The sequence below is a fragment of the Cyanobium usitatum str. Tous genome (assembly GCF_003011885.1).
GTDB classification, from domain to species: Bacteria; Cyanobacteriota; Cyanobacteriia; order PCC-6307; family Cyanobiaceae; genus Cyanobium_A; species Cyanobium_A usitatum.
The window spans coordinates 1-23,224 of record NZ_PXXO01000021.1 but is presented as its reverse complement, the minus strand read 5'-3'; the positions used below and the strand labels follow the sequence as shown (position 1 = coordinate 23,224).

Sequence of the window (23,224 nt, the reverse complement as noted above, 5' to 3'; positions counted from 1 at the left end):
CGGCCTGGGTTCAGCTGGCTTGACGGGCTTTCCAGAGGTTCACCACACCAATGGAGATCAGCAGCAGCCCCAGATCCAACGAAAGCGGCGGCAAAACCATGGTGGAGCCAAAACGGCACAAGTGAGCCAGACCCTATCGCCTGTCGGGCGGCAATTAAGCTATTAGGAACGATTGAACCTCCAGACAGCGCCCCCGCATGATCGAGACCTCCGGTGTGATTGAAAAAGAACAGGGAAACGGGTTTTACCTGGTGACCCTGGAGCAGCCGGCTGGTCACCAATGTCTCTGCCGGGCGGCAGGCAAGCTGACCAAATTCAGGATCAAGCTGCTGGCGGGTGACAAGGTGCTGGTTGAGATCAGCCCCTACGACCTCACCCGCGGCCGCATCACCTACCGGGAGCGCAATGCGGCTGCAGGCCCCCGTCCCGGCGGCAACCGCCCAGGCGGGCCCAGGAGGCGTTGAGCGCACCTTTCAGACCGCAACGGCTAGCAGGGCTTCAATTGCGGCTTTGAATTCGCTGCGCTGCTTGACGCCCTTAAAGGACTGCTTGAGCTCCTTGTTGTGGAACAGCTGCACCGTCGGGGTACCGGTAACACCGGCTTGGCTGGCAATTTCTTGCTCGGCCTCGATGTCGATCTCCACGCCTTGGGCAGCTCCGCCCAGCTCATCGAGCACGCGCTTGAGCTGGGGCTTAAGCACGTGGCAGGGACCGCAGGTCGGTGAGGTGTAGACGACCAGCAGGGGCTTGCTGCTGTCGTGATAGAGCTTACGCAGGGCAAATCCTCCCTTCTGCCAAAGGGCGTCAGCGTCATAGTTGTCGGCGTCGCTGGTGGCAGTGCGCACCGGTTCGCCGACGGTGGCCGGTTCTATTGGTTCGTGGCTCACCGTGACGGCCAGGTCGTGATGGGTGAGCCAGCGCTCAGCGGCCAGGGCAGCCTGGCAACCACTACCAGCGGCGGTGATGCCCTGACGCCATTCCGCATCGGCCACGTCGCCAGCGGCGTAGACCCCGGCAGCGCTGGTTTCGGGGCGGCCAGCCTGGGTGGCCAGGTAACCGTGGCTATCAACCTCCAGTTGGCCCCGCACTAGGCGGGTGTTTGGGGTGTGGCCAATGGCGTAGAAGAGGCCCTTAACCGGCAGCTCCTCGCTGGCGCCGCTGCTGGGATCCCTGAGGGTGATCGCTTCTAGCCAGTCGCCACCACTGGCATCGGCCACTTGGCGGTTCCAATGCACGGTGATGGCGGGGTTGGCGAGCACCCGATCGGCCATGGCGCCACTGGCCCGCAGCTTGTCGCCGCGCACGATCAGGTGCACCTGGCTGCCGTATTTGGTCAGATAAACAGCCTCCTCACAGGCGGAATCGCCCCCACCCACCACGGCCAGTTCGGCTTGACGGAACTGGGGCGTGGCGCCGTCACAGATCGCACAGGCGCTGATCCCCTGGCTCCAGAAGCGCTCCTCGCTTGGCAGGCCTAGCCGGTTGGCACTGGCGCCGGTGGCCAGGATCACGGCCTGGGTTTCAATGGTTTGGCCTTCGGCAGTGATGCGGTAGGGCCGCTTGGAGAGGTCGATCGCGGTGGCATCGGCCTCGATCAGACGGGTCCCCCAGCGGACTGCCTGGGCCTTCATTTTGTCCATCAGCTCCGGCCCCATGATCCCGTCGGGAAAGCCGGGGAAGTTCTCAACGTGGGTGGTGGTCATCAGCTGACCGCCAGGGATGCCACCGTCCTGGAAGCCCGTGATCAGCACGGGGCTGAGATTGGCCCGGGCGGCGTAAATGGCGGCGGTGTAGCCAGCGGGCCCTGAACCCACGATCACCAGGTTTTCGACTGAAAGCCCCGAAACCGTCATTGCTTAAGCGGATTGACTATGAGTTGAGCCTAGGAGATCAGCGCGGCAGCTTGCACGAAGGGCCCGACACCTCGGGAGCAAATGTCTTTAGATTTGCTTTAGATTTGAGCGCAATTTGCTGCGGATTTGCATCTCAAATCGGCTCAGATTTCCAGGATGCCGTCGCTGGCGGGCCGGATGCCCTGGCCCAGGTCGTTTGGCACCATCAACACACTCGCAGCAAGGAGTTCCGGGTGTTCTTCCAGGCAGAGCAGCCATTCTCGGAATTCCTCCGTGACCGCAAAGCTTTCTTCGAAATGTTCGAGGGCGTCGAGGGTGGCTCGGCGGGCCAAAGCCCAGCTGACAGCAACGGTTAGGCGGCGATTCACTGCGGCATCCATGCTCCCCTCTCCCTTGGGCTCCACCACGCTGACGGGCTACGGGCCCTGGGAAGGTATTGGTTGACACAACGTCGCACATTTGCGCTTAAACCTTGTATCGCCAAAGCAGTTTTCAGGCCGTTCGCTGCAGAAAACTAGGTAGCTCCGGACCCATGCTGATCACAGCACCGATCCTTGCTTCTACAGCTTGCAGGGGTAGGGAACCTCCCTGGTTGCTAGCGAGTGAGACAGGCTCTGTAGCCACTTGCTTCGACTTGATCAGGTAGGGCTCGCTGAGGGACCAGCTGCGGGCGTAGCTCATCAGCAATGGGTCGGCTGGCGCGAACACATAGGACGGCTGCCGCGGCACGGTCTCCACGGCGGCGCGTTGGCCATCCATGCGCACAGCCCTGGTGATGGCTTGTACAAAGCGGCTGCGAGTTACCACCGTGGTGAGGTAGGCAACTACCCGCAGTCTTGGGGCGTCAAAGCCCTCGGCGCACATATCAATGCTCACTAGCCAGTCCGCCTCGCCGGCCTGGAAGGCGGCCAGGCGGGCGCTGGCCTCCGGGTCCTGGGAATGGACCAGGTGTACCCGGTCGCCCTCCTCCTCCAGCAGCCCGGTGATGCGCCTGGCGTGGGCGATGTCGCGGGCGATCACCAGCCCGCCCGCCTCGGGGTGGTCTGCCCGCACTCGCTCCAGCCGTTGACGGGCCTTGAGCAGTAGTCGCAGGGCGATGCTGCTGGCATCTCCGAGTTGAATGGCGCGGCGCAAGTTGCGGGCTCGCCAGCTCTCCCGCGCTTCAGCTGAAAGGGGCGAGGTTTCGGTGTCGGCGGAGGCCTGGGGCCTGCCGTGCTCGACCCAGCCGTCCTGGAAGCGAAATTCCAGGGGGCGCACATCGCCGGCCAAGATCAGCTGGCGGGGTTCCACGCTCAAATCGGGGGCGATGCGTTCGATCACCTGATCTCCCTCGCGCACCTTTACCCGTCGGGCGGCGCAAAAGGCCAGGTTGTCGGCGCGGAAAGGGGTGCCGGTGAGGCCTAGTCGCAGCTGGGCTGGAGCGGTGAGCTGGCTGAAGGCGAAACCCCAGGCCGCAGCCTCTGGTTCATCCGGATCCAGGCCCAGGTGGTGCACTTCATCGGCAATGGCCAGCCAGCTTCCCAGAGCTATGCGGGGTAGGGCTGCCTCGAGGGCTAGGCGGTGCCGGGCCGTGCACTGATAGCTGAGCAGCAGGCCATCCCAGTTTGAATTTGCTTCGAGGGCTGATAGCCCCTGCTCCGGGTCCCACTCCAGCAGGCGCAGGTTGAGGCGCTCCGCAGCTCCCAGCCACTGACGGGCGATTGAGCTCCGGTGGCAGAAGATCAAAAAGCGATCGAGCCTCCCCTCCCGCTGCAGGGTGATGAAGCTGAGCAGGGCCCCCAGGGTTTTGCCCGCACCCGGTCCTGCATGGATCAGTACGTCATGGCCGCCAGGCTGGTGGTTGAGCAGGCGGGCCCGCAGCAGCTGGATCAGGCGGCTCTGCCACTGCCTGGGTCGCACGGCGGTTGTTGTGGGCGGCGGGATGCCCAGGTCGAAGGAAGGAAATCCCATCACGCCATTGTGGCCAGAGGTGCCCTGGCGTCAGCAGGCCACCTGCAAATGGGTGATCTGGCCTATGGGCTTATGGCCCAGCGTGCCTAGTTTCAGTTCAACTCCCGGCTCCCCTGTTGTTTTCCCTATGGCGAACTCCTGCCCCGATCCGGATGCCTGGGCCTGGGCTCCCGCCTTGCAGCTTTGGCATCTAAACCGCTGCTGGGCTCTTGAATGCGACATCGATCCGATGATCCTGCGGGCGCGCCAGCTGCGTCACCAGGGCGCCCTGCCGCAGGCCAGCTGCGTTGAACAGGAGTTGCTTCCCCTGTTTTGAGCTCCACCTGGCTTGGATGGGCAACTGCGCACATTTGCTGCAGTTGTGTTGCTCAGGCGAGGGGAGACACCCCCTAATAGATCTATGGCCTCCGGGGACCCACTTGGCTGAAGTATTGATCCTGCGGGAACGCAACCCGGGAGAGTGCCGGGTTGCCGCAACTCCCGAAACCGTTCGCCGGCTGCTGGCCCGGGGGCTGACGCTGCAAGTTGAGCAAAGCGCTGGCTTGGCGGCCGGCTATGCCGACCATGAGTTTGAAACGGCTGGAGCCCGTCTTGTTGCCCCAGGCCCCGATTTAGGCGCTGGCGTCGATGCGGTGCTTTGCGTCAATCCACCAGCTGCCGAGGTGCTGGATCAGCTGCGGCCCGGCACCCTGCTGGCTGGTCTGCTCTCCCCCTATGGCGCCATCGCCCTAGTGGAACAGCTTCAGTCCCGGCGGGTGTCGGCCTTGGCCTTGGAGCTGCTGCCCCGGATCAGCAGGGCCCAGTCCATGGATGTGCTGTCGTCCCAGGCCAACATCGCCGGTTACAAGGCGGTGCTGCTGGCGTCTGCAGCCCTAGATCGCTACGTGCCGATGTTGATGACAGCGGCGGGCACAATTCAGCCGGCTCGGGCCCTGATCCTCGGGGCAGGGGTGGCGGGGCTGCAGGCTTTGGCAACGGCCCGGCGTCTTGGCGCGGTGGTCTACGTGAGTGATGTGCGGCCCGCGGCTAAGGAGCAGGTTGAGTCTCTGGGTGGCAGGTTTATTTCCCCTCCCGAGCAGGAGGAGCGCCCAGCTGAAGCCGGTGGCTACGCCAAGGCGGCTAGCGAAGCCTTTCTGGCTGCCCAGCGCCAGCAGTTGGCCGATCAGCTGGCCCTGGCCGACATGGTGATCTGCACCGCCCAGGTGCCGGGCCGGCGAGCACCCATGCTGATTTCCGATGAGATGCTGGCGGGTATGCGCCCCGGCTCAGTGGTGGTGGATTTGGCCGTGGCCCAGGGCGGCAACTGCGCCGGCACGGTCTGCGGCCAAACCGTGGAGCGCCACGGCGTGCGCCTGATTGGTGGCGATGGCCTGCCCAGCTCCGTTGCCAACCACGCCAGCGCCCTTTACGCCCGCAACCTGGCGGCCCTGGTGGAGCACGTGCTGGGTGAAGACGGCTTCCAGCTCGACCAGGAGGACCCGATCGTGGCCGGCTGCCTGTTCACTCACGATGGCGCCTGCCGTTTCCCTGACCTCGTTTCCGGAGCTAACTGATGAGTGCTTTGACCCAAGCCCTCTGGGTGCTCTTGCTGGGCAGCCTTTTGGGACTCGAACTGATCGGCAAGGTGCCTCCCACCCTGCACACCCCGCTGATGAGTGGTGCCAATGCGATCAGCGGCATCACCGTCCTGGCTTCGCTCACCCTGATCGCCCAGGCCAATGACCAGCTGCCCCTGCTGGTGCTCGGCTCGCTTTCCCTGGGCTTTGCCCTGTTCAACGTCGTTGGTGGCTTCCTGGTCACCGACCGCATGCTGGCCATGTTTTCGCGCAAATCACCCCGCACCGGAGGGACCCGCTGATGGCTGGACTTGATCTTTTGCCCGCCCTGATCGATCTGGGTGCCGTGCTGTTGCTGGCCCTCGGTATCAAGGGCCTCTCCAAGGTGAGCACCGCTCGCTCCGCTAATGGTTTGGCGGCCCTGGCCATGGGCCTGGCCGTGCTTGGCCTGCTGATTCAGCAACCCCTCTCCCCCCAAGCCTGGCTTTGGGTAGCGATCGGCACTGGCCTGGGCGGCGTGCTCGGCCTGATTACGGCCCAGCGGGTGCCGATGACTGCCATGCCCGAAACCGTGGCTCTGTTTAACGGCTGCGGCGGTATGGCGTCGTTGCTGGTAGCTCTTGGGGTGGCACTGTTTAGCCCGGGGGAGGGCTCCTCCGGCCTGGTGGAGCAGATCTCGATCGTGATTTCGGTGTTCGTTGGTGCGATCACCTTCAGCGGCTCGATCGTGGCGATGGGCAAGTTGCAGGGCTGGATTGATACCCCCGGCTGGACCCAGAGCACCATGCGCCACGCCGTGAATATTTCACTGGCGGTGGCCTGCCTGGCCGGTGCGATTGCCCTGCCTGGCGATATGGCCGGAGCCCCTCTTTGGGTGCTGGTGGTGGCTTCTTCCCTACTGGGTATCGGCGTCACCCTGCCGATCGGCGGTGCCGACATGCCTGTGGTGATCTCGCTGCTCAACTCCTATTCCGGAGTGGCCGCAGCTGCAGCAGGTTTCGTCGTTGGCAGCCAACTCCTAATTGTGGCCGGCGCCATGGTGGGTGCTGCGGGCCTGATCCTCACCCAGGTGATGTGCACCGCCATGAACCGCTCCTTGGTGAGCGTCTTGTTTGGAGGCGCCCTTGGTGGGGCGGCACCGGTGGGCGGTGGCGGCGAAGAGGCCGGCTACACCCGCATCACCAGCTGCAGCGCTGAGGAGTGCGCTCTTGCTCTGGAGGCCGCTGAGCGCGTGGTGTTTGTGCCCGGCTATGGCCTGGCAGTGGCCCAAGCCCAGCACGCCCTGCGCGAACTCTCCAAGTTGCTGGAAAACCACGGCGTGGAGGTGACCTATGCGATCCACCCGGTGGCTGGGCGTATGCCTGGTCACATGAATGTGCTGCTGGCAGAGGCCGATGTGCCCTACGAGCAACTGCTGGAGATGGACACGGTCAACCCTGAATTCCCCCGCACCGATGTGGTGATTGTGCTGGGCGCCAACGACGTGGTTAACCCAGACGCCAAGACCGATTCCACCAGCCCTCTCTACGGCATGCCCGTGCTTGAGGTGGACCAAGCCCGCCAGGTGTTTGTGGTGAAGCGCAGCCTTGGCGCTGGCTACGCCGGTATTAAAAACGCCCTATTTGAGCTGCCCCAGACCGCCATGGTCTTTGGTGATGCCAAGGCCGTGCTCAATGGCCTGCTCACCGAGCTGCGCAGCATGGGGGTGGGTAAGAAGGTGGCCGCCTGAAGGAGTCCGCCTCGACACCCCCTGTTTTTAAGCAACGCTGGCCCTGGATCGGCCCCGATCTCCAGACCCTGCGAGACACCCTCAGGCCGCCAAAGCTGCCCCTAGATCTTGGTGAACCGATCCCCATTGCGGTGGGCGGTGATGCCTCCCTGCTAGCGCTGGTTGATCCGCCAGTTGCTGGGGCACCAAGGGCACTTGTGCTTTTGCTGCACGGTTTGGGTGGATCGAGCGAACGGGAGGGTCTGCGGCGCATGGGCCTCAGCCTTCAAGCCGCGGGCTTCGCGGTGTGGCGCCTGAATTTGCGGGGTGCCGGACCGGGCCGGCCCCTGGCGCCTGGCACCTATGCAGCCCGTTGCGATCGCGACCTGCTGCCCGTACTGGAGTTGGCCCAGCAGCGGGCCGGTGGCCTGCCTCTTTTTGGCGTGGGGATCTCGTTGGGCGGCACGATGCTCCTCAATGCCTGCCTGGCTAGTCCGGGGGTGCTGAGTGGTGTGGTGTGTACCAGCAGCCCGCTTGATCTGCCCCTTTGCTCGCAGCAGATTGAGCTGCCCCGCAACAGGGTGTATCAGCGCTGGCTGCTGCGCCGGCTGTGCGCCCAGACCCTGGCCGATCCATTTGGGGTGAGCGACGCTGAGAGTCAGGCCCTGCAGGGGCCAGAGCGGCCCCGCTCGATTCGTAGCTTCGATGCTGCTATCACTGCCCCTCGCTGGGGATACGCCTCCGTTGACGATTACTACCGGGAGGCTTCGCCCCTGCCGCGTCTGCTTTCAGCATCGGTCGATTTGCCGCCGAGCCTGCTGCTGCACTCCCTCGACGACCCTTGGGTGCCGGCCAGTGGCGCCCAGCTTTTAGCCCAGCAGCACCTTCCTGGCCTTGATGTGGTGCTCACGGCCCATGGCGGCCATAACGGCTTCCATGGGGTGGGTGATGAGCCACTCAGCTGCTGGGGTGATCAGCTGGTGGCGAGCTGGCTCAAGCGGCAGCTTTGAGGCTCATGCGCTTGATGATCCACTGCTCAATCGGCTGGCCGCCGATCACATGCTCCCGCAGGATTGACTCGATGCGCTCGGGGCTGACGCCGCCATAAACGGTGCCTTCCGGCCAGATCAGCAGGATGGGGCCCTCGGCGCAAATGCGCAGGCAGTCGGCCTTGGTACGCAGCACGATCCCCTCGGCCCGGGCCGGATCCTCGAGACCCAGCTCGCGCACCAGGCGCTTGAGGGCCTCCCAGCTGGCGGCGCCAATGGCGGGATCGGGGCAGCAGAGGGCCTTGCTGGGAGTGGCGCAGAGCAGCAGGTGGTGCGAGATCACGCTGGCAGCGCAGCTGGCGCCTTGGCCTGGAGCCGGGCTGCAGCCTCATGCACCGCATTACGGGCCCAAGCGTCTACGGCCAGCACGTCGTCTAGGGAGGGATTGGCCATGAGATCGACTTGGTGGCGATCACACACCCCGTCGATCAATGTCGGGATATCGAGGAAGTGAACCCTTTCCTCGAGGAAGAGGGCCACTGCCTGCTCGTTGGCGGCGTTCATTACCGCCGGCATCGTGCCGCCGGCGCGGCCGGCCGCGTAGGCCAGCTGCATGCAGGGGTATTTGGCCGGGTCGGGGGCGCGGAAGCTGAGCTGGCCCACCTCGGTGAGATCGAGCCGGCGCCAGGGGGTGCTCAGGCGCTCGGGCCAGCTGAGGCAATAAAGAATGGGCAGCTTCATATCGGGCCAGCCGAGCTGGGCCAGCACCGAGGAATCGGCCAGCTCCACCATCGAATGGATGATCGATTGGGGGTGGATGACGATCTCGATGTGGTCGTAGTCGAGGCCGAACAGGTAGTGGGCCTCGATCACCTCCAGGCCCTTATTCATTAAGGAGGCCGAATCCACGGTGATTTTGCGGCCCATGCTCCAGTTGGGGTGGCTGGTGGCATCGGCCACGGTGGCCTTGTGGAGGTCTGCCGGAGCCCAGTCGCGGAAGGCGCCGCCGGAGGCCGTGAGCTGGATGCGGCGCAGGCCCGGGGTGGGGTTGCCGGTGGAGAGCCGCGCCGTCTCGGCGTAGGGGGTGCCTTGCAGGCACTGGAAGATCGCCGAGTGCTCGGAATCAGCCGGCAGCAGGCGTGAGCCGCTTTTCTCCAGCTCCGGCAGCACCACGGGGCCGGCGGCGATCAGGGTTTCCTTATTGGCAAGTGCCAGATCCTTGCCGGCGCGGATGGCGGCCAGGGTGGGCAGCAGGCCAGCGCAGCCCACGATCCCCGTAACCACCAGGTCGGCCGTGGACCAGGCGGCGGCGGCGCAGAGGCCCTCAGAGCCCCCCAGCAGCTCGGGCATTTTGGCGGGCCTGGCGGCGGGTTCCAGGGCCTGCAGCCGCTCGCCCAGCTCGCTGACGCGCTCGGCATTGGCCAGGGCCACCACTTCGGGCGCATGGCGCTGGATCTGACTCACCAATAGATCCAGGTTGTTGCCGGCCGTGAGGGCCACCACCCGGAAGCGGTCCGGGAATTCCTCGGCCAGTTCAAGGGTTTGGGTGCCGATCGAGCCGGTGGAGCCGAGCACGGAGAGGGCTTTCACGGCGGCAACTCAAGTGGTGGCAAGTCTCCCATTGACCCTGCAGGATGCCCCGAAGTGATCCCGGCTGTTGTGTGCTCTATGCCGATCCCTGGCTGCTGGCCCTGCTGAAGCCCTCGGGCCTGCTTAGCCAGCCGGGGCTTGGGCCCGAGCTGGCCGATTCCCTGATCAGTAGGGCCCAGGAGCGGTGGCCGGAGGCAAGGCTGGTGCACCGCCTCGATCGCGATACCTCGGGGCTGATCCTGCTGGCCAGAGACGCCACCACCCATCGGGCCCTAAGTGCCGCTTTCGCCGAGCGGCGCGTGCGCAAGACCTACCTGGCAGTGGTGAAGGGGCTGCCTGCGGATCGGGGCGGGGTAATCAACCAGCCGCTAGCGCGGATCGCCACTCGGCCGCCCCGCTATGGGGTGGTGCCGCTAGAGCAGGGGGGCAAGCCGGCCCTCACCCGCTGGCGAGTGTTGCGGCGCTTCGAGGGCTCGAGTTTGCTTTTGCTGCAACCCCGCACCGGCCGCTCTCACCAGTTGCGGGTGCACCTGGCGGACCTTGGCCATCCGGTGCTGGGCGATCCCATCTATGGCGATCCCATCTATGGCGACCCCCTCTACGGCGACACCCTCTACGGCGAACCAGCCGCGGCGCCACGGCTGCAGCTTCATGCCGCCGGTCTGCAGCTGCTGCATCCGGCCACGGGCAAGCCGCTGCATCTGCGCAGCCGTTGCTTTGGCGATGGGCTGGTGGGGGTGGATCCCCTTAACTGATCCCAGTTGAACTTTTCCCATGGCGGCACTGCCCGTGTGGCTGCAGCGCTGGAACTTCATCGACCGGGCCAAGCTCGAGCGCCAGCTCTGGGATGCCTTCGAGCGGCAAGAGGACCTGCAGGCCCTGGTGGATGGCTGTGAGCCGGGCTTTCAAAAAGAGGTGTGGACCACCACCCTGGAGCGGATTCGCAAGATCGAGCGGATGATGCAGGGCCGGCAGGCACCCGAGCCGAGCGAGGACTAAGTAGGGGCTTGCCCTCATTTGTTGTTTGGAGTCTCCCGGGTTCTGTACAACCTGTACGGAATTTGGGAGCGTTCGTAGGGGTTGCCCTGCAGAGAGATACTCAGCCCCGCAGCCATTCAGTGATGCCGCCAGGCCTGTCGATCAACTCGATGCCCAAGGCCCTCAGGCCATCGCGGATGCCGTCGGCAGCAGGGAAATCCTTGGCGGCCTTAGCGGCCTGACGCTGATCGATTTGGGCCTGGATTTCGGCGTCGCTGGGGCCGGGGCTGGTGCTGCTGGTTTTGGCCTCGGTTTTGCTCTGGAGGCCAAGCACTCCGGCCAGTTCCAGCAGCAGCTGGCCATGATCCACCAGATCTGGTGCCCGGGCCTCAGCGGCGGCGCTGCTATCACCGCGCTCCAGTCGATTGGCCAGGGCGCGCAGGGGCTTGGCCAGCTCAAACAGCACCGCCAGGGCGGCGGAGGTGTTGAGGTCGTCGTTCATGGCGGCGGCGAAGCGCGCACGGGCGGCGGCAAGATCCGGGGGGCATGCGGCGGGGGCGGCGCCAAGCGTCAGCGTGCTTGCCAGGCCCAGGGCGGCGTTGAGACCCTTCCAGCCGGTGGCGGCGGCCTCGAGGGCGTCGGCGCTGAAGTCGAGCGGCTTGCGGTAATGGGCCTGGAGGGTGAACAGGCGCAATGTCATCGGCGAGATGCCGGAATCGAGCAGGGCCCGGATGGTGGTGAAGTTGCCCAGGGATTTGGACATCTTCTGGCCGCCCACATTGACCATGCCGTTGTGCAGCCAATAGCGGGCCAGCTCGTGGCCGCTGGCTGCCTCCGACTGGGCAATTTCGTTTTCGTGGTGGGGAAAGATCAGGTCGGCGCCACCGAGGTGGATGTCGATCGTGTCGCCAAGCTCCTCGCGCACCATCGCTGAGCACTCGATATGCCAGCCGGGCCGGCCTGGACCCCAGGGCGACTCCCAGCTGGGTTCGCCGGGTTTGGTCCCCTTCCAGAGTGCGAAGTCGAAGGGGTGTTGCTTGCGGGCCTCCTCTGCAGTGGCCACCCGGCCGGCGGCGTTGTCCTGCTGCTCAGCCAGATCGCGGCCGGAGAGCTTGCCGTAGCCGGCATGCTTCATCACGGCGAAATAGACATCGCCATCGGCGCTGTAGGCCGCCCCCTTGGCTTCCAGCTCGGTGATCAGGCTGCGAATGGCGTCCAGGCTTTGGGTGGCCCGCGGCATACGGTCGGGCGGCAGGATATTTAGTCGGGCCATGTCGGTCACGAAGGCCTCGATGTTGCGCTCACTCACCGCCTGCATCGAGCTGCCCTCCTCAGCTGCGCGACCCAGGATCTTGTCGTCGATGTCGGTGTAGTTCTGCACAAACGTCACCCGGTAGCCGCTCCACAGCAGGTAGCGGCGCAGCACATCCCAGGCGATGTAGCTGCGGGCATGGCCCAGGTGGCAGAGGTCGTAGACCGTCACGCCGCAGCAGTAGATGCTCACCTTTCCAGGCTCGAGCGGCTGGAATTCCTCGATGCGGCGGCTGAGGGTGTTGGTGAGGCGCAGGGTCACACGAGAGAGGCGATCACGGATCTGGATCGTGGCATGGCTGGATCGACGGCACAGCTGGGGTAATTTCGGATTGGGCCTGAGGTCGGTCGATTGGAGTCTGAGGAAGCCGTTTTCCAGTCTGTGGCCGGCCTGGTATTGCAACCAGGCTCCCCACCGGTGAGCCTGGACCAGCTGCAGCGGCTCGTGCGGCTGCAGGGTTTGGATCAGTCGGTGGCGCTGGCCCTGGTGCTCGATGAGGTGGTGTCGGCCATCAGGCTGCCTGAGGCTGAGAGCGAGGAGCTGGTGGCGGCCTGGCGGGAGGTTGAGGGCCGGCCTGCTGCTGAGAGCGCTGACGAGGAGCGCTATCTGGCCACGCGGCTGCGGAAGCTGGAGCTGTTTCAGCAACGCGCTTTCGGTGCCGATGTGGAGCTGCGGTTTCTGGATCGCAAGCTGGAGCTCGATCAGGTGGTGTATTCCATGATCCGGGTGGACGACCACGACGTGGCCCTGGAGCTGTATCAGCGCCTGGTGGAGGGCGAGGCAGACTTCGCCGAACTGGCGCCGCAGTTTTCCCAGGGAGCGGAACGGGAGAGCGGTGGCCGGCTTGGACCCCATTCACTGAAAGCCTCCCACCCCGAGCTGAGTGCCCGTTTTCGCGTGAGTCGGCCGGGGCAGTTGTGGGAGCCCTTTTTTGTGGTGGATATCTGGGTGATTCTTCAGGTTGAAGAGCTGATTCCTGCCGAATTGGATGGGTCGATGCGGCGAAACTTGACCACTGAGCTCTACAATAAATGGATGCAAGACCGTGTAGTTCAGGTGCTTCGCGGCGAGCCACGGGCGGCGCTTCCCTTGCCACGCGACACCTGATGACTCCTAAGCCATGGTGACGTCGCCCCCTTGGCTCGCCTCGCTTGAGGCGTTGAACCAGGCCATTCCCTTTGGTCGGCTGGAGCCTGCGCTGCTGGAGCAGGCCCTGCCTTTGTGGGAGCGGCGGCTTTACCGCATGGGCCAGTTGATGCTCCACGGCGAAACCCTGCCCGATGGGGTGCTGCTGGTGCGCCAGGGCCGAGTGCGAAGCCTGGGGCCCCGCTTGGTGGGGTCTGGTTGGGTCACCCTGGAACACCTCGGCCCCGGTGATCTGGCGGGCTGGGTGGGCCTGCTGCGCGGCCAGCCCTGCGAGCACCTGCGGGCGAGCACCGAGGTTGAGGCCTGGTGGCTGCCGGCCGAGCCTTTTGTGGATCTGCTGGAGCGCTCGCCGGCTCTGCAGAACTGGTGCCACAGCCGGGTGGGCGCTGCTGAGGTGTATTCCCTGGTGTTGGAGCTGGTGCGGCGGGAGCCGGCCCACACGCCGCTGCTTAATCGCTGGGCCCACACACTGGAGCAGGCCGAGGTGCGGCAGGCTGGCGAGGCGGCGGCATTGCCGGCGGACCACCTCTGGCTGGCTTCGGCGGAGGGCCGGTGGATTGGGGTGCCCGCAGCGGCCGAGGTGGCTGGTGCGGCGCAGACCCCAGCCCCTCCCGTGGCGGAGGAGGAGCCCAGCTCCGATGCCTACGCGCTCTCCCCAGAGCCGCCGGCCCCGCGGGCTGAGGGGCTGGGGGCGGGTTTGACCTTGGCCCGGGCTAGTGGCGTGCGCGATGCCCCCCTCGCCATTGCCCAGGCGCTGGCGCGCTACTACGGCGTGCCGTTCAACCGCGATGGCATGGAAGACCAGGTAGAGGGGATTCTGCAGCGACAGAGCCGCCTCAATCTGGTGAATTACGGCCAGCTGGTGAGCAACCTGGGCCTGCGGGCCGTGCTCACCGAGGTGCCGGCGGATCGGCTGCAGCGGCTGCCCACCCCGGCCGTGCTGGCCCAGCACGAGCAGATCGGGGTGCTGGATGGCGTCGACCCCGACGGCTGTGCCCGGGTGCTGGATCCCGAGCTGGGGCCGCTGCGGATTCCGTTGGCGGAGCTGGCCGACGCCGAGGGGAATGTGCCGGTGCTGCTGATGGAGCGCCAAGTGGACAGCAAGGAGGCCCGCTTCTCCTGGAGCTGGTTTGTGCCCTTCCTGCGCCAGCACAAGCGGGCACTGCTGGAGGTGCTGGTGGCCTCCTTTGTGCTCAACCTGCTGGCCCTGGCCACGCCGCTGGGGCTGCAGGTGCTGATCGACCAGGTGGCCCAATACCGCAACACCGGTGCCCTGATCAGCATCTCGGCCCTGCTGCTGCTGGCCGGGCTGGTGAAGTCGGTGGTGCGCACTCTGCGCAGCCTGATCTTCACCGAGGTGTCCAATCGGGTGGACCAAGCCACCCGGGCCACGATTCTCGATCAGATGGTGCGGCTGCCCCAGAGCTTCTTCGACACCCGGCCCGTGGGCCAGGTGACCTTCTACTTCGGCCAGCTCGACAAACTGCGCGACTTTCTGATCGGCCAGAGCCTCACCACGGGCGTGGACTTCGTGTTCAGCCTGCTCTACATCTTCATTTTGTTGTTGATCAATCCAGTGCTCACCCTGGTGACGCTGAGCACGGTGCCCCTGTTCATCATCCTGGCGCTGGTGAGCAATCCCGTGGTGGAGCGGCTGGTCGAACGCTCGATCGGCGAGGCAATCCGCACCTATTCGTTCCTCAACGAAGCCATCACCGGCATCCAAACGATCAAATCCCAGAACGCCGAGCTCAAAACCCGCTGGGAATTTCAAAACCGCTACACCCGCTTCATCGGCGAAGACTTCAAGCTGCGGGTGACCCAGGAAACCATCTCCGGGCTGGCCAATTTCATCAGTGAGCTCAACCAGCTGCTGGTGATCGGCGTGGGTATTTGGTTTGTGATGCAGGGCCAGCTCACCCTGGGGGCGTTCTTCGCTTTCCGCATCATCAGTGGCTACATCACGGGCCCGCTGGTGCAGATCGTGCAGACCTACCAGCAATACAAGTTGAACACCGAATCGATCAAGCTGTTGGGCGACATCGTGGATCGCACAACCGAGCAAACGGAGGCCGAGGCCACCAACATCCCGATGCCGCCGCTGCGGGGGGCGGTGGAGTGCAAGGGCGTTTTCTTCCGCTTTAGCCCGGGGGCTCCCCAGGTGCTGCAGAACATCGATCTCTCCGTGCCGGCCGGGGCCTTTGTGGGCATGGTGGGCGGCTCGGGCAGCGGCAAGAGCACGCTTTTGAAGCTGCTGCCGCGCTTCTACCGCCCGGAAAAGGGAGCCGTGTTGATCGATGGCTTCGATATCAACAAGGTGGAGCTCTATTCCCTGCGCCGCCAGCTCGGCGTGGTGCCCCAGGACAGCTTGCTGTTTGACGGCACCATCAAGGAAAACCTGCAGATGGTGAAGCCCGATGCCACCGCCGATGAGCTGATCCGAGCCGCCCGCATCGCCTGCGCCCACGACTTCATCATGGCCATGCCCCAGGGTTACAACTCGAGCGTGGGTGAGCGGGGCGCGGGGCTCTCCGGTGGCCAACGCCAGCGACTGGCCCTGGCCCGGGCCGTGCTGCAAAACCCGCGGATGCTGATCCTCGATGAAGCCACCAGTGCCCTTGATGCCCGCACCGAGCGCCAGGTGTGCCTCAACCTGTTTGAGGCCTTCCGGGGGCGCACGGTGTTTTTCATCACCCACCGGCTCACCACGGTGCGTCCGGCCGACATGATCGTGCTGATGGATCAGGGCTCGATCATGGAGGTGGGCAGCCACCCTGAGCTGATGTCACGCCAGGGCTGGTATTACGGCCTCTACCAGAGCCAGATGCAGGAGGGTTTGGGCTGATGGCTCCAGCGGAGGAGTGGAGCTTCAACCAACCGGTGCTGCTGCGCAAGGCGGGAAGGGCCTCGTCGGCGCTGATCTGGACGGCCGCGGCCGGCACGGTGGGCGTGCTGCTCTGGGCGCTGGTGGCGCCCCTCTCGGAAACTATTGCGGTGCAGGGCAAGCTCGAGCCGGGATCCAAGGTGCGCTCGATCGATGCCCCGGCTCCGGGGCTGGTGGATGCGGTGCTGGTGAAGGAGGGCCAGGCCGTGCGTCAGGGGGATCCGCTGGTGCGCTTTGATCTGCGCGAGGCGCGCAGCAAACTGGCTGCTGCCACGGCCGTGCGCGACCGGCTGCGCAATGAAAACCAGATCTACCGGGTGATCCTGGGCGAGTCGGGCTCGGCAGGCCTAAGCCCCAACCAGCGCTCCCAGCTGCTGGAGCGCCAGCGGGCCCTGGGCGGCCGGCGCCAGGGTGCGATGGATGGCGTGCGCAAAACGGAGGCTCTGATCGGCGGGCTGCGCAAAAACCTGGCCAATGCCCAGGACGTGGCTGCCCGGTTCCGCGCCCTGGCCCGCTCCGGCGCCATGAGTGAGCTGCAGCTGCGGGATGCGGAAAACAAGGTGAACCAGATCTCGGCCGAGCTGCTGGCCCAGCAGGCCGAACTCTCACGCGCCCGCTCCTCTCTGGAGGAAACGGAGGCCCGGCCCGGCGAGGAGCTGCGCTCCAAGATTGAAGCGAACCTCAAGGAACTCACCGAGGTAGAGCGGCAGATCAGCGAGGCCCAGCGCCAGCTCCAGTACGCCCAGCTCAGCGCTCCGATCGGCGGGGTGGTGTTTGACCTCTCGGTGGGCCGGGGCAGTGTGGTGGCGTTGCCGGCTACCAAACCCCTGCTCAAGATCGTGCCGGGAGATGATCTGCAGGCCCGGGTTTACATCCCCAACAATGCCATTGGTTTTGTGAGGGTGGGGCAGGAGGCCCAGGTTTCGCTCGAGTCGTATCGATCCTCCGACTACGGCCGCATCCCGGCCAAGGTTGTGCGGATCGGATCGGATGCCCTCACCCAGGAGGAGCAGGCCAAGGTGCTCGGCAACCAGTCGAGCGGGCTCTATTTCCCGGCCCTGCTCAGCCTGTCGCGCCAGAACCTCCAGGTGGGCCGTGTGAGCCTGCCCCTGCAGGCCGGCATGGCCCTCACCGCCGACATCCTGGTGCGGGAGCGGCGCTACATCCAGATCTTCACCGGCTTCTTTGAAGACAAGCAGCGAAGCCTGGAGCGGCTGCGGCTGTGAGCGTGCATCGCCATCCCTGGTGGCCCTACGTGCCGCCAGAGGGGCGCAATCGGCTGCGCCGCCAGGTGCGCCGACAACGCCTGTGGGCCTGGCTGCGGCAGCGCCGGGTGCGGATCGGCTTGGCCCTGGGGGTGTACGTGGCGCTGTGTTTACTGCCGTTGCTGCTGGGTGAGCCCACCCTGGTGTTGGTGGCGCTTTTGCCGGTGCTGCTGGTGCCCCCGGTGGGCTATCTGGCCTACCGGCTCACCTGGCTGGAATTCCACCGCTGAGGCTGCTGATCAGTGATACCGTCCAGGGTGGCAGGTGTTCGAGGCCACCCGCGGGTTGGATCTTCTCGGGGGGAAAGAAGGGCATGGCGGCGAGCAGGGCCTGTACTGCACCATTCAGGCTTAGATCGGCCACTAGGGGCAGCAGGGCAGAGCGGCGAGCTTGATCCTCGTCGCTGAGCGGGGCGGCGCCGAAGCGGCTGCGCAGCAGGGATTGGTAAAGCTCGCCGGCGGCGCTTTGGTATAGGCGATCCAGCTGGTTGGAGGGCAGATCGAGCCACAGCTGGCTGAGCAGGCGGCGTAGGTCGGCGAGTTCCTCGATCACCTCGGCGTCGTTGGGGTCGATGGCATGGAGGTTGATCAGGCCTTGCATGCGGGTCACGTAGGTGGCCTCCGCCAGGATCTCGAGGATCTGGTTGCCACGACGTTCATCGAGCTGGGGCAGGCTAAGCTGGGGGGCGGTGAGCATCGTTTGTTCTGCCGCTTCGAGGAATCCGGCCGGGCCACGGATCTCGCCGGCGATGCTGGGATCGCAGAACTCGATGTAGTCGTCGAGCAGCCATTCGGGCAGATAGCTGGTGGGTTTCTCCACCCGCATGGTGCCGCTGGGCACATAAAGGATGGCTGCCAGCAGCAGATTGAGGCGGGCGGGTTGGGCGAAATCCTCCTGGAGGCGTTCCACCAGATGGCGGCGCCAGCGTTGTTCGTCTCGGGCGAGGGGTTGGTCGGTGAGGGGGCCGCTGAGCACGAGTCGCTGGAGATGGCCAAAGCTGCCCGTGTAGAGGCTTTCCAGTTGGTCGATCGGAGCGGCTAGCCAGAATTGGCTGAGGCGGTGGCGGGCCAGGCGGGCCTCCTCATAGGCGGCGGCGGAGGGATTGCGCTTGGCTTCCCGAAAAATGGTGGCCAGCCGGGAGGTAGACCATGGCTCCACGTCCACCGTGGTGGTGATGCCAAGTTTGCGGGGCGGCGTAATGGTGGGCAGTGGGGCTTCGGCAGCGTCGATCAGACCATTTTTGCGCTGATGCTGACGACGACCGCCCCGCAGAAGATCGAAGAACGCCATAGCTGACAGGTTGAAACCCTGCTCTGTTATGGCATGAGCCTACTGTTTAAGGGCCTTGCGATCGGTTGCCCTGGCCCCCAGGATTGTGCTGGTGCATCGCCACTTCCCTGGCCAGTTTCGCTATCTGGTGATGGCGTGGTTGCGGCGTGGTGTGGTGATCGACGCCATCGGCGCGAGGCCGGCGGAGGAGGTGGGGGCCCTGCTGCAGCAGCAGGATCAACCGCTGTCGTTTACGTATTGGGAATTGCCCGATCCGCTTGCGCCGGCCAGCGCTCCCCTTGATGTCGATCTGGAATCGGCCCTGCGGCGCGGCGAGGCCTTGGCTGAGCTGGCCCGTGGTCTGCGGGATGGGGAGGGGCTCCATCCCGATGCGGTGATCTGCCACAGCGGCTGGGGGGAGGGCCTGCACCTGCACGCGGTGTGGCCAAAGGCTGTCTTGCTGGCCTATCCCGAGCTCTACGGCAGCCCCCGCTGCTTGGGGTATGGCTTCGATCCCAGGCAGCCGCCGATCTCCCCCCAGCTCGAGGCGTGCATCGATCGCCAGAATCTGCTCGCCAGTGCGGCGGTGCTGGGCGCGGATGGGGCGGTGGTGCCCACCCGGTTTCAGCGGGATAGCTTCCCCGCCCCCTTGCAGGGCCGGCTGCACCTGATCCACGAGGGTATAGATGCCAGCCTGGCCTGCCCAAACCCCGAGGCCCGCTTCCACTGTGGCGATGGCCTGGTGCTGCGGCCCGGGGATCCGGTGATCACCGTGGCCTGCCGCAGCCTGGAGCCCCTGCGCGGGATCGAGCCGATGCTGGAAGCCTTGCCGGCGCTGATGCGGGCCCGCCCAGATCTGCAGGTCGTGTTGGCTGGCCATGCCACCCGGCCTGGCTACGGCGGGGTGAGCAGCCACCCGGGTGGGTTCCTGGGGGAGCTGCTCGAGCAGCTGCAGGGACGACTCGATTTCAGCCGGCTGCATGCGGTGGGCTGGTTGCCGCTAGATCAGCTGATCGCCTTGTTCCAGGTGAGCGCCGCCCATATTTATTTGAGTTATCCCTACACGCTGTCTTGGAGCGTGCTGCAGGCGATGGCCTGCGGCGCGGCGGTGGTGGGCAATGGCGATGGCCCCCTGGCGGAGGTGATCGAGCCGGGGCGCAATGGCCTGCTGGTGAACTTCAACGACCCGCCGGCCTTGGCTGGGGCGGTGCTGCGGCTGCTGCAGGATCCCGCCTGGCGCCGGGCGCTTGGGGCGGAGGCCCGCCGCACGGTGCAGCAGCGCTTTGCGGTGGACTGGGCCGCAGAGGCCTATCTCGACCTGATTAGCCAGCTGGCGAAGCCCTGCAGCACGGCATCCACCAGCCCTGGCCAATCCCCTGCGGCCGGCTGACGCCAGAGCCGCAGGGAGGGGTACCAGGGGCTGTCGGAGCGCTGCCGCAGCCAGCGGCCATCGGCATTCCAGGGCAGCAGCACCCAGGCGGGCAGGCCGGTGGCCCCCGCCAGGTGGGCGGCGGCGGTGTCGACGCTGAGGGTGAGATCCAGATCGGCCATCTGCTCGGCCATGGCGGCGAAGTCGGCGCTGGGATCGAGGGCACCTGCAAAGCTGCCCTTCCAGGCGCTGGCCTGCTGGCGATCGGGGCCGATCTGCAGATTAACCAACTCGGCGCCCAGTGCATCTAATCCTGTGAGCAGGGCCACCAGGGCGTTGGTGGGCAGGCTGCGGCGGCGGTACAGGCGCGCGGTGTTGGGATCGTCCTGGCGGTGCCCGGAGGCCCACACCACGCCCACCCGGGGCCGCGAACGTGCCGTCCGAAGCCGCCGCTGCCAGGCCGGATCCAGCAGGTAGGCGCCCGGCAGTGGGGCGGGTGCCCCACCAAGCCGGTGCGGCAGGCTGAGCAGGGAGCCCTGGGCCCCCTGCCAGGGGGCTGGATTGGCCTGTTTGGCCCTCACCTCCAGGGGCCGCGGCAGCCAGGCCAGGCCCCGCTGCATCAGCTGCACCAGGGGCGCTTCCACATCCAGCACCAGTTGCTCGAGGGCCGGAAGCCGGTGCTGGAGCAGGGGCAGCCAGCGCACAAACTGCAGGGTGTCGCCCAGGCCCTGCTCACTCCACACCAGCAGCTTGCGGCAGTGGGGCCAGTTCTGCCAGTAGGGGGCCGTGCGATGGAAGAGGCCCTGGAAGCCCGGCTCGGAGAGGCGCTGCTCGGCCAGGGCGAAGGCTTCGCCGTAGCGCCCTAGCCCGATCAGGGTTTCGCTGTGGTTCCAGGAGGTGGTGGCATCGGTGAAGCCGAAACGGGCCGCCCGTTGGAAGGCCTGCTCGGCGGCTTCGAAGCGGTTGAGGTCGCGCTGCAGGGTGGCCTGGAGCCGCCAGAGCTTGCCCTCCTGTGGGGCGAGCTGGAGGGCTTGGTGCAGGGCGTGCTCGGCTGCTGTGAGCTGTTCGCTCATCCACAGCACCTGGGCCAGGTTGCAGAGCACCTGGGGGTGGGGCCCGGTGATGGATAGGCAGCAGTCGTAGGCCTCCACGGCTATGTGCCAGTTGCCGGATTGTTCTGCGTCCCAGCCCGCCTGGAAGAGGCGGATGGCTTGGGGGGCAAGGGGTTTCAAGGGCAGAGAGGTCGCGTCTGGATTTCCTCGTTAATGACGAAGAGGGTGTGAGAGGGGGGTGGTGATGTGCTAAATTTTATCGAGAGTTACTCAAAGTGCATTGGCAACTTCAACCACTCCAACGTCAGGTGTTACAGGATACACCGAAACTCAGTTTAAGAGTTCAGGCCAGAACGCTGCTGTAACCGGCGATACCTTGGTTATCGCTGCCGCATCTAAGAAAGCCGCCAAGGACATCACTCCTATCACCTCTGTGGTGACCTACGACCTGGGCAAGATTGCTCAGAAAAATCTAGTTGTTACAGGTGATCTCAAAGAGACTTATGTAGCTGGTTTGAAATTCGTTGGCACCACCACTCCTGACACCTTGGTATTTGGTTCCGCCACCGAAGTGAACGGTGCCAAGGTGAAAACCAAGATCTCTAACACCACGGTTGATCTTTCCGCCGGAGGTGCAGACACGTTCAAGATCGATGGCCAAACGTCTGTTAAGAAGACGACCGTTATTGTTGATGCAAACGACAAGATCATCAACAAAAAGGGTCAGACCTTTACCAGTGCCGATATTAATAAGAACGGCAAGATCAAGGGCCTGGGCGGTATTTCCTTCCAAGTTAAGTGACCGATCGCTCCAACTCCTAAAGATCTCCGAGCCCGGCTTCCGCCGGGCTTTTTTTTGGCATGACTCTCGACCAGCAGCGCTGTGATGCCATTCAGGAGGCCCTGACCCAGCGCAACTGGCCTGTGGTGTTTGCGGGGTTGGGCAAGTGGATGGCGCATTACCACCAGGAGCTCAGCCTGTTGCCCTCACGCCAGCGCGCTCGCCGCCCCTTGCTGTGGCAAAGCCTGGCGGATGTGGCAGAAGCCAGTGCTGAACAGCGTTTGCTGGAGCAGCTCTGGCAGGAGCTTGATCGCTTGCCGCCACCAGCGGCGCCAGTGGGCCGAATCCCCCTGCTGGGGGTGCCGATCCTGAATGGCCCGGAGCTGCTCGAGCGGCTGCTGGCGAGCCTGGATCAGCCGGTGCACACCCTGGCAATTGTGGACAACAGCAGCGGCAATGCGGCGGTGCAGAGCGTGCTCACGCGTCTGGAGGCAGAGGGCCATCCGCAGGTGGAGCGGGTGCGGGTGGCGCGCCCCTTTGGCAACCAAGGGGTGGCGGCCAGCTGGAACCAGATCCTCACCGCCTTTCCGGAGCTGCCCTGGGCCCTGATCTTGAACAACGACGTGGTGTTTGCGCCGGGGGTGCTGGCCCAGCTGCTGGCGGTGGTTGACCCGGGCCAACCCCAATGGGTGCCCCTGCTGCCGGGTGCGGCGGCGTACTCGGCCTTTGTGCTCACCGCCCTGGCCTGGGATCGGGTGGGGCTCTTTGACGAGAGCTTTTATCCGGCATATTGGGAAGACACGGACTACCGCAATCGGCTGGATGCTGATCCGCTGGTGCAGCAGTTGGAGCAGGGCCCATGGCTTGCTGCGATGGCCGCGGCGAATCCGAGCGGATCGGCCACCCTTGCGGCCGATCCTGCCCTGGCGGAGGCCAACCGCAGCAGCTTTCAGCTCAACCGGCTTTGGTATTTCAGCCGCCGCCGGCTCGTGGGCGACCGGCGCGGCGGCTGGCGGCGGCGCTGGCTGGCAAGTTGGCCTTGAGCCTTAACGACGGATCAGGGTGTCGCGCATCAGGCCCTTGAGCTGGGGGATGCGGCTTTGGTCGAGGCAGGGATCGGCCTGGCTGAGCAGGAAGTAGTAGCCCATCTCAGCGCGCAGAGCGGCGAGTTGCTGCTGCAGGCCATCGCACTCCTGGCTGGCTTTGCGGTGTTCGAGGAATTGGTATTCGAGCTCTTCCTGCACCTGGTGGAGCTGGAGCAGGGTGAGCTCGGCTTCTTCGCGGGCGTCTTGGAGCTGCTGCTGGGATTGTTCGAGCTCGTTGATGCTGTGGGAGGAGCTGGCGGCGGCTTCGCGAAGCTGATCGGCTTCGGTTGAGGCCTGGCTGAGCTGGGCTTCGAGGGCGGTGATCTGCTCCTGGGATTTGCGGTGCTCCAGGAAGATGTGTTCGAGCTCTTCCTGCACCTGGTGGAGCTGGAGCAGGGTGAGCTCGGCTTCTTCGCGGGCGTCTTGGAGCTGCTGCT

At 65.3% G+C, this 23,224-nt stretch carries 24 protein-coding genes; 15 read left to right on the top strand and 9 right to left on the bottom strand.

The annotated features are described in order from the left end of the window. The first annotated feature begins 197 nt into the window (after positions 1-197). Positions 198-464 (top strand): translation initiation factor IF-1, encoded by a 267-nt coding sequence (gene infA, locus C7K55_RS12865; RefSeq protein WP_094560946.1) that lies wholly within the window; start codon positions 198-200, stop codon positions 462-464. Between the two features lie 9 nt (positions 465-473). Here the strand turns inward: infA and trxB are convergent, their stop codons facing one another. The 3 genes from trxB to C7K55_RS12850 form a co-directional block, all read right to left on the bottom strand. Continuing rightward, complete coding sequence (gene trxB, locus C7K55_RS12860) at positions 474-1,853, bottom strand: thioredoxin-disulfide reductase (RefSeq protein ID WP_106633128.1); 1,380 nt, start codon at positions 1,851-1,853, stop codon at positions 474-476. Between the two features lie 143 nt (positions 1,854-1,996). After that, positions 1,997-2,233 carry a hypothetical protein gene (locus C7K55_RS12855; protein WP_106633127.1) on the bottom strand — a complete coding sequence of 79 codons (237 nt, stop codon included), beginning with the start codon at positions 2,231-2,233 and terminating at the stop codon, positions 1,997-1,999. A gap of 112 nt (positions 2,234-2,345) precedes the next feature. Further along, complete coding sequence (locus C7K55_RS12850) at positions 2,346-3,803, bottom strand: DEAD/DEAH box helicase (RefSeq protein WP_106633126.1); 1,458 nt, start codon at positions 3,801-3,803, stop codon at positions 2,346-2,348. A 127-nt stretch (positions 3,804-3,930) separates the two neighbouring features. Between C7K55_RS12850 and C7K55_RS13830 the strand changes: the two genes are divergently transcribed. From C7K55_RS13830 to C7K55_RS12825, 5 genes are all read left to right on the top strand, one after another. Continuing rightward, positions 3,931-4,119, top strand: coding sequence for a hypothetical protein (locus tag C7K55_RS13830; RefSeq protein WP_127432044.1), 189 nt, complete (start codon positions 3,931-3,933; stop codon positions 4,117-4,119). 103 nt (positions 4,120-4,222) lie between these two features. Further along, entirely contained in the window at positions 4,223-5,356 is a 1,134-nt protein-coding gene (locus tag C7K55_RS12840) for an NAD(P) transhydrogenase subunit alpha (protein WP_241518373.1), read from the top strand. Then, positions 5,356-5,661 (top strand): NAD(P) transhydrogenase subunit alpha part 2, encoded by a 306-nt coding sequence (locus C7K55_RS12835; RefSeq protein WP_106633123.1) that lies wholly within the window; start codon positions 5,356-5,358, stop codon positions 5,659-5,661. Before C7K55_RS12840 ends, C7K55_RS12835 begins: the two co-directional genes overlap by 1 nt. Next, complete coding sequence (locus tag C7K55_RS12830) at positions 5,661-7,088, top strand: NAD(P)(+) transhydrogenase (Re/Si-specific) subunit beta (protein WP_106633122.1); 1,428 nt, start codon at positions 5,661-5,663, stop codon at positions 7,086-7,088. The genes C7K55_RS12835 and C7K55_RS12830 overlap by 1 nt, the downstream gene beginning before the upstream one ends. Further along, positions 7,085-8,077, top strand: coding sequence for an alpha/beta fold hydrolase (locus C7K55_RS12825; RefSeq protein ID WP_106633121.1), 993 nt, complete (start codon positions 7,085-7,087; stop codon positions 8,075-8,077). The genes C7K55_RS12830 and C7K55_RS12825 overlap by 4 nt, the downstream gene beginning before the upstream one ends. Here the strand turns inward: C7K55_RS12825 and C7K55_RS12820 are convergent. Both C7K55_RS12820 and C7K55_RS12815 read right to left on the bottom strand, forming a co-directional pair. Next, on the bottom strand, positions 8,061-8,399 hold the full coding sequence (locus tag C7K55_RS12820; RefSeq protein WP_106633120.1) for a (2Fe-2S) ferredoxin domain-containing protein: 339 nt from the start codon (positions 8,397-8,399) through the stop codon (positions 8,061-8,063). The genes C7K55_RS12825 and C7K55_RS12820 overlap by 17 nt on opposite strands. After that, positions 8,396-9,646 carry a 1-deoxy-D-xylulose-5-phosphate reductoisomerase gene (locus C7K55_RS12815; RefSeq protein ID WP_106633119.1) on the bottom strand — a complete coding sequence of 417 codons (1,251 nt, stop codon included), beginning with the start codon at positions 9,644-9,646 and terminating at the stop codon, positions 8,396-8,398. The genes C7K55_RS12820 and C7K55_RS12815 overlap by 4 nt, the downstream gene beginning before the upstream one ends. A gap of 44 nt (positions 9,647-9,690) precedes the next feature. On the opposite strand from C7K55_RS12815, the gene C7K55_RS12810 reads away from it, so the two are divergent. Continuing rightward, a complete protein-coding gene (locus C7K55_RS12810) occupies positions 9,691-10,401 on the top strand; it encodes an RluA family pseudouridine synthase (protein ID WP_106633118.1) in 711 nt (236 codons plus the stop codon). A gap of 19 nt (positions 10,402-10,420) precedes the next feature. Beyond that, positions 10,421-10,645: a hypothetical protein gene (locus C7K55_RS12805; protein WP_106633117.1), complete on the top strand. Its 225-nt coding sequence runs from the start codon at positions 10,421-10,423 to the stop codon at positions 10,643-10,645. Positions 10,646-10,745: 100 nt separating this feature from the next. Here C7K55_RS12805 and cysS read toward each other — a convergent pair whose 3' ends face one another. Further along, on the bottom strand, positions 10,746-12,197 hold the full coding sequence (gene cysS, locus C7K55_RS12800) for a cysteine--tRNA ligase (protein WP_106633116.1): 1,452 nt from the start codon (positions 12,195-12,197) through the stop codon (positions 10,746-10,748). A 90-nt stretch (positions 12,198-12,287) separates the two neighbouring features. Between cysS and C7K55_RS12795 the strand changes: the two genes are divergently transcribed. Genes C7K55_RS12795 through C7K55_RS12780 form a run of 4 tightly spaced genes read left to right on the top strand, consistent with a single transcriptional unit; the run spans position 12,288 to position 17,461 of the window. Then, a complete protein-coding gene (locus C7K55_RS12795; RefSeq protein WP_106633115.1) occupies positions 12,288-13,043 on the top strand; it encodes a peptidylprolyl isomerase in 756 nt (251 codons plus the stop codon). A gap of 16 nt (positions 13,044-13,059) precedes the next feature. Further along, positions 13,060-15,927: a peptidase domain-containing ABC transporter gene (locus C7K55_RS12790; protein ID WP_420912804.1), complete on the top strand. Its 2,868-nt coding sequence runs from the start codon at positions 13,060-13,062 to the stop codon at positions 15,925-15,927. Then, a complete protein-coding gene (locus C7K55_RS12785) occupies positions 15,927-17,192 on the top strand; it encodes a beta-barrel domain-containing protein (RefSeq protein WP_106633113.1) in 1,266 nt (421 codons plus the stop codon). The genes C7K55_RS12790 and C7K55_RS12785 overlap by 1 nt, the downstream gene beginning before the upstream one ends. Positions 17,193-17,194: 2 nt before the next feature. Continuing rightward, the gene (locus C7K55_RS12780; protein WP_206603523.1) at positions 17,195-17,461 is read left to right on the top strand and encodes a hypothetical protein; all 267 of its coding nucleotides are present in this window, start codon (positions 17,195-17,197) and stop codon (positions 17,459-17,461) included. Here the strand turns inward: C7K55_RS12780 and C7K55_RS12775 are convergent. Beyond that, positions 17,436-18,521, bottom strand: a complete 1,086-nt coding sequence (locus tag C7K55_RS12775) for a hypothetical protein (RefSeq protein WP_106633111.1) — start codon at positions 18,519-18,521, stop codon at positions 17,436-17,438. The two genes, C7K55_RS12780 and C7K55_RS12775, sit on opposite strands and share 26 nt — an antisense overlap. 55 nt (positions 18,522-18,576) lie before the next feature. On the opposite strand from C7K55_RS12775, the gene C7K55_RS12770 reads away from it, so the two are divergent. Next, positions 18,577-19,890, top strand: a complete 1,314-nt coding sequence (locus C7K55_RS12770) for a glycosyltransferase (protein WP_106633110.1) — start codon at positions 18,577-18,579, stop codon at positions 19,888-19,890. Here C7K55_RS12770 and C7K55_RS12765 read toward each other — a convergent pair. Continuing rightward, positions 19,809-21,101: a tetratricopeptide repeat protein gene (locus C7K55_RS12765; RefSeq protein WP_106633109.1), complete on the bottom strand. Its 1,293-nt coding sequence runs from the start codon at positions 21,099-21,101 to the stop codon at positions 19,809-19,811. The two genes, C7K55_RS12770 and C7K55_RS12765, sit on opposite strands and share 82 nt — an antisense overlap. 100 nt (positions 21,102-21,201) lie before the next feature. On the opposite strand from C7K55_RS12765, the gene C7K55_RS12760 reads away from it, so the two are divergent. Both C7K55_RS12760 and C7K55_RS12755 read left to right on the top strand, forming a co-directional pair. Then, on the top strand, positions 21,202-21,723 hold the full coding sequence (locus C7K55_RS12760) for a hypothetical protein (protein WP_127432042.1): 522 nt from the start codon (positions 21,202-21,204) through the stop codon (positions 21,721-21,723). 59 nt (positions 21,724-21,782) lie between these two features. Continuing rightward, positions 21,783-22,745: a glycosyltransferase gene (locus C7K55_RS12755; protein WP_241518372.1), complete on the top strand. Its 963-nt coding sequence runs from the start codon at positions 21,783-21,785 to the stop codon at positions 22,743-22,745. Between the two features lie 3 nt (positions 22,746-22,748). On the opposite strand, the gene C7K55_RS13630 is transcribed toward C7K55_RS12755, so the two are convergent. Continuing rightward, on the bottom strand, positions 22,749-23,224 hold a 476-nt coding region (locus C7K55_RS13630; RefSeq protein ID WP_206603522.1), incomplete at its 5' end, for a hypothetical protein.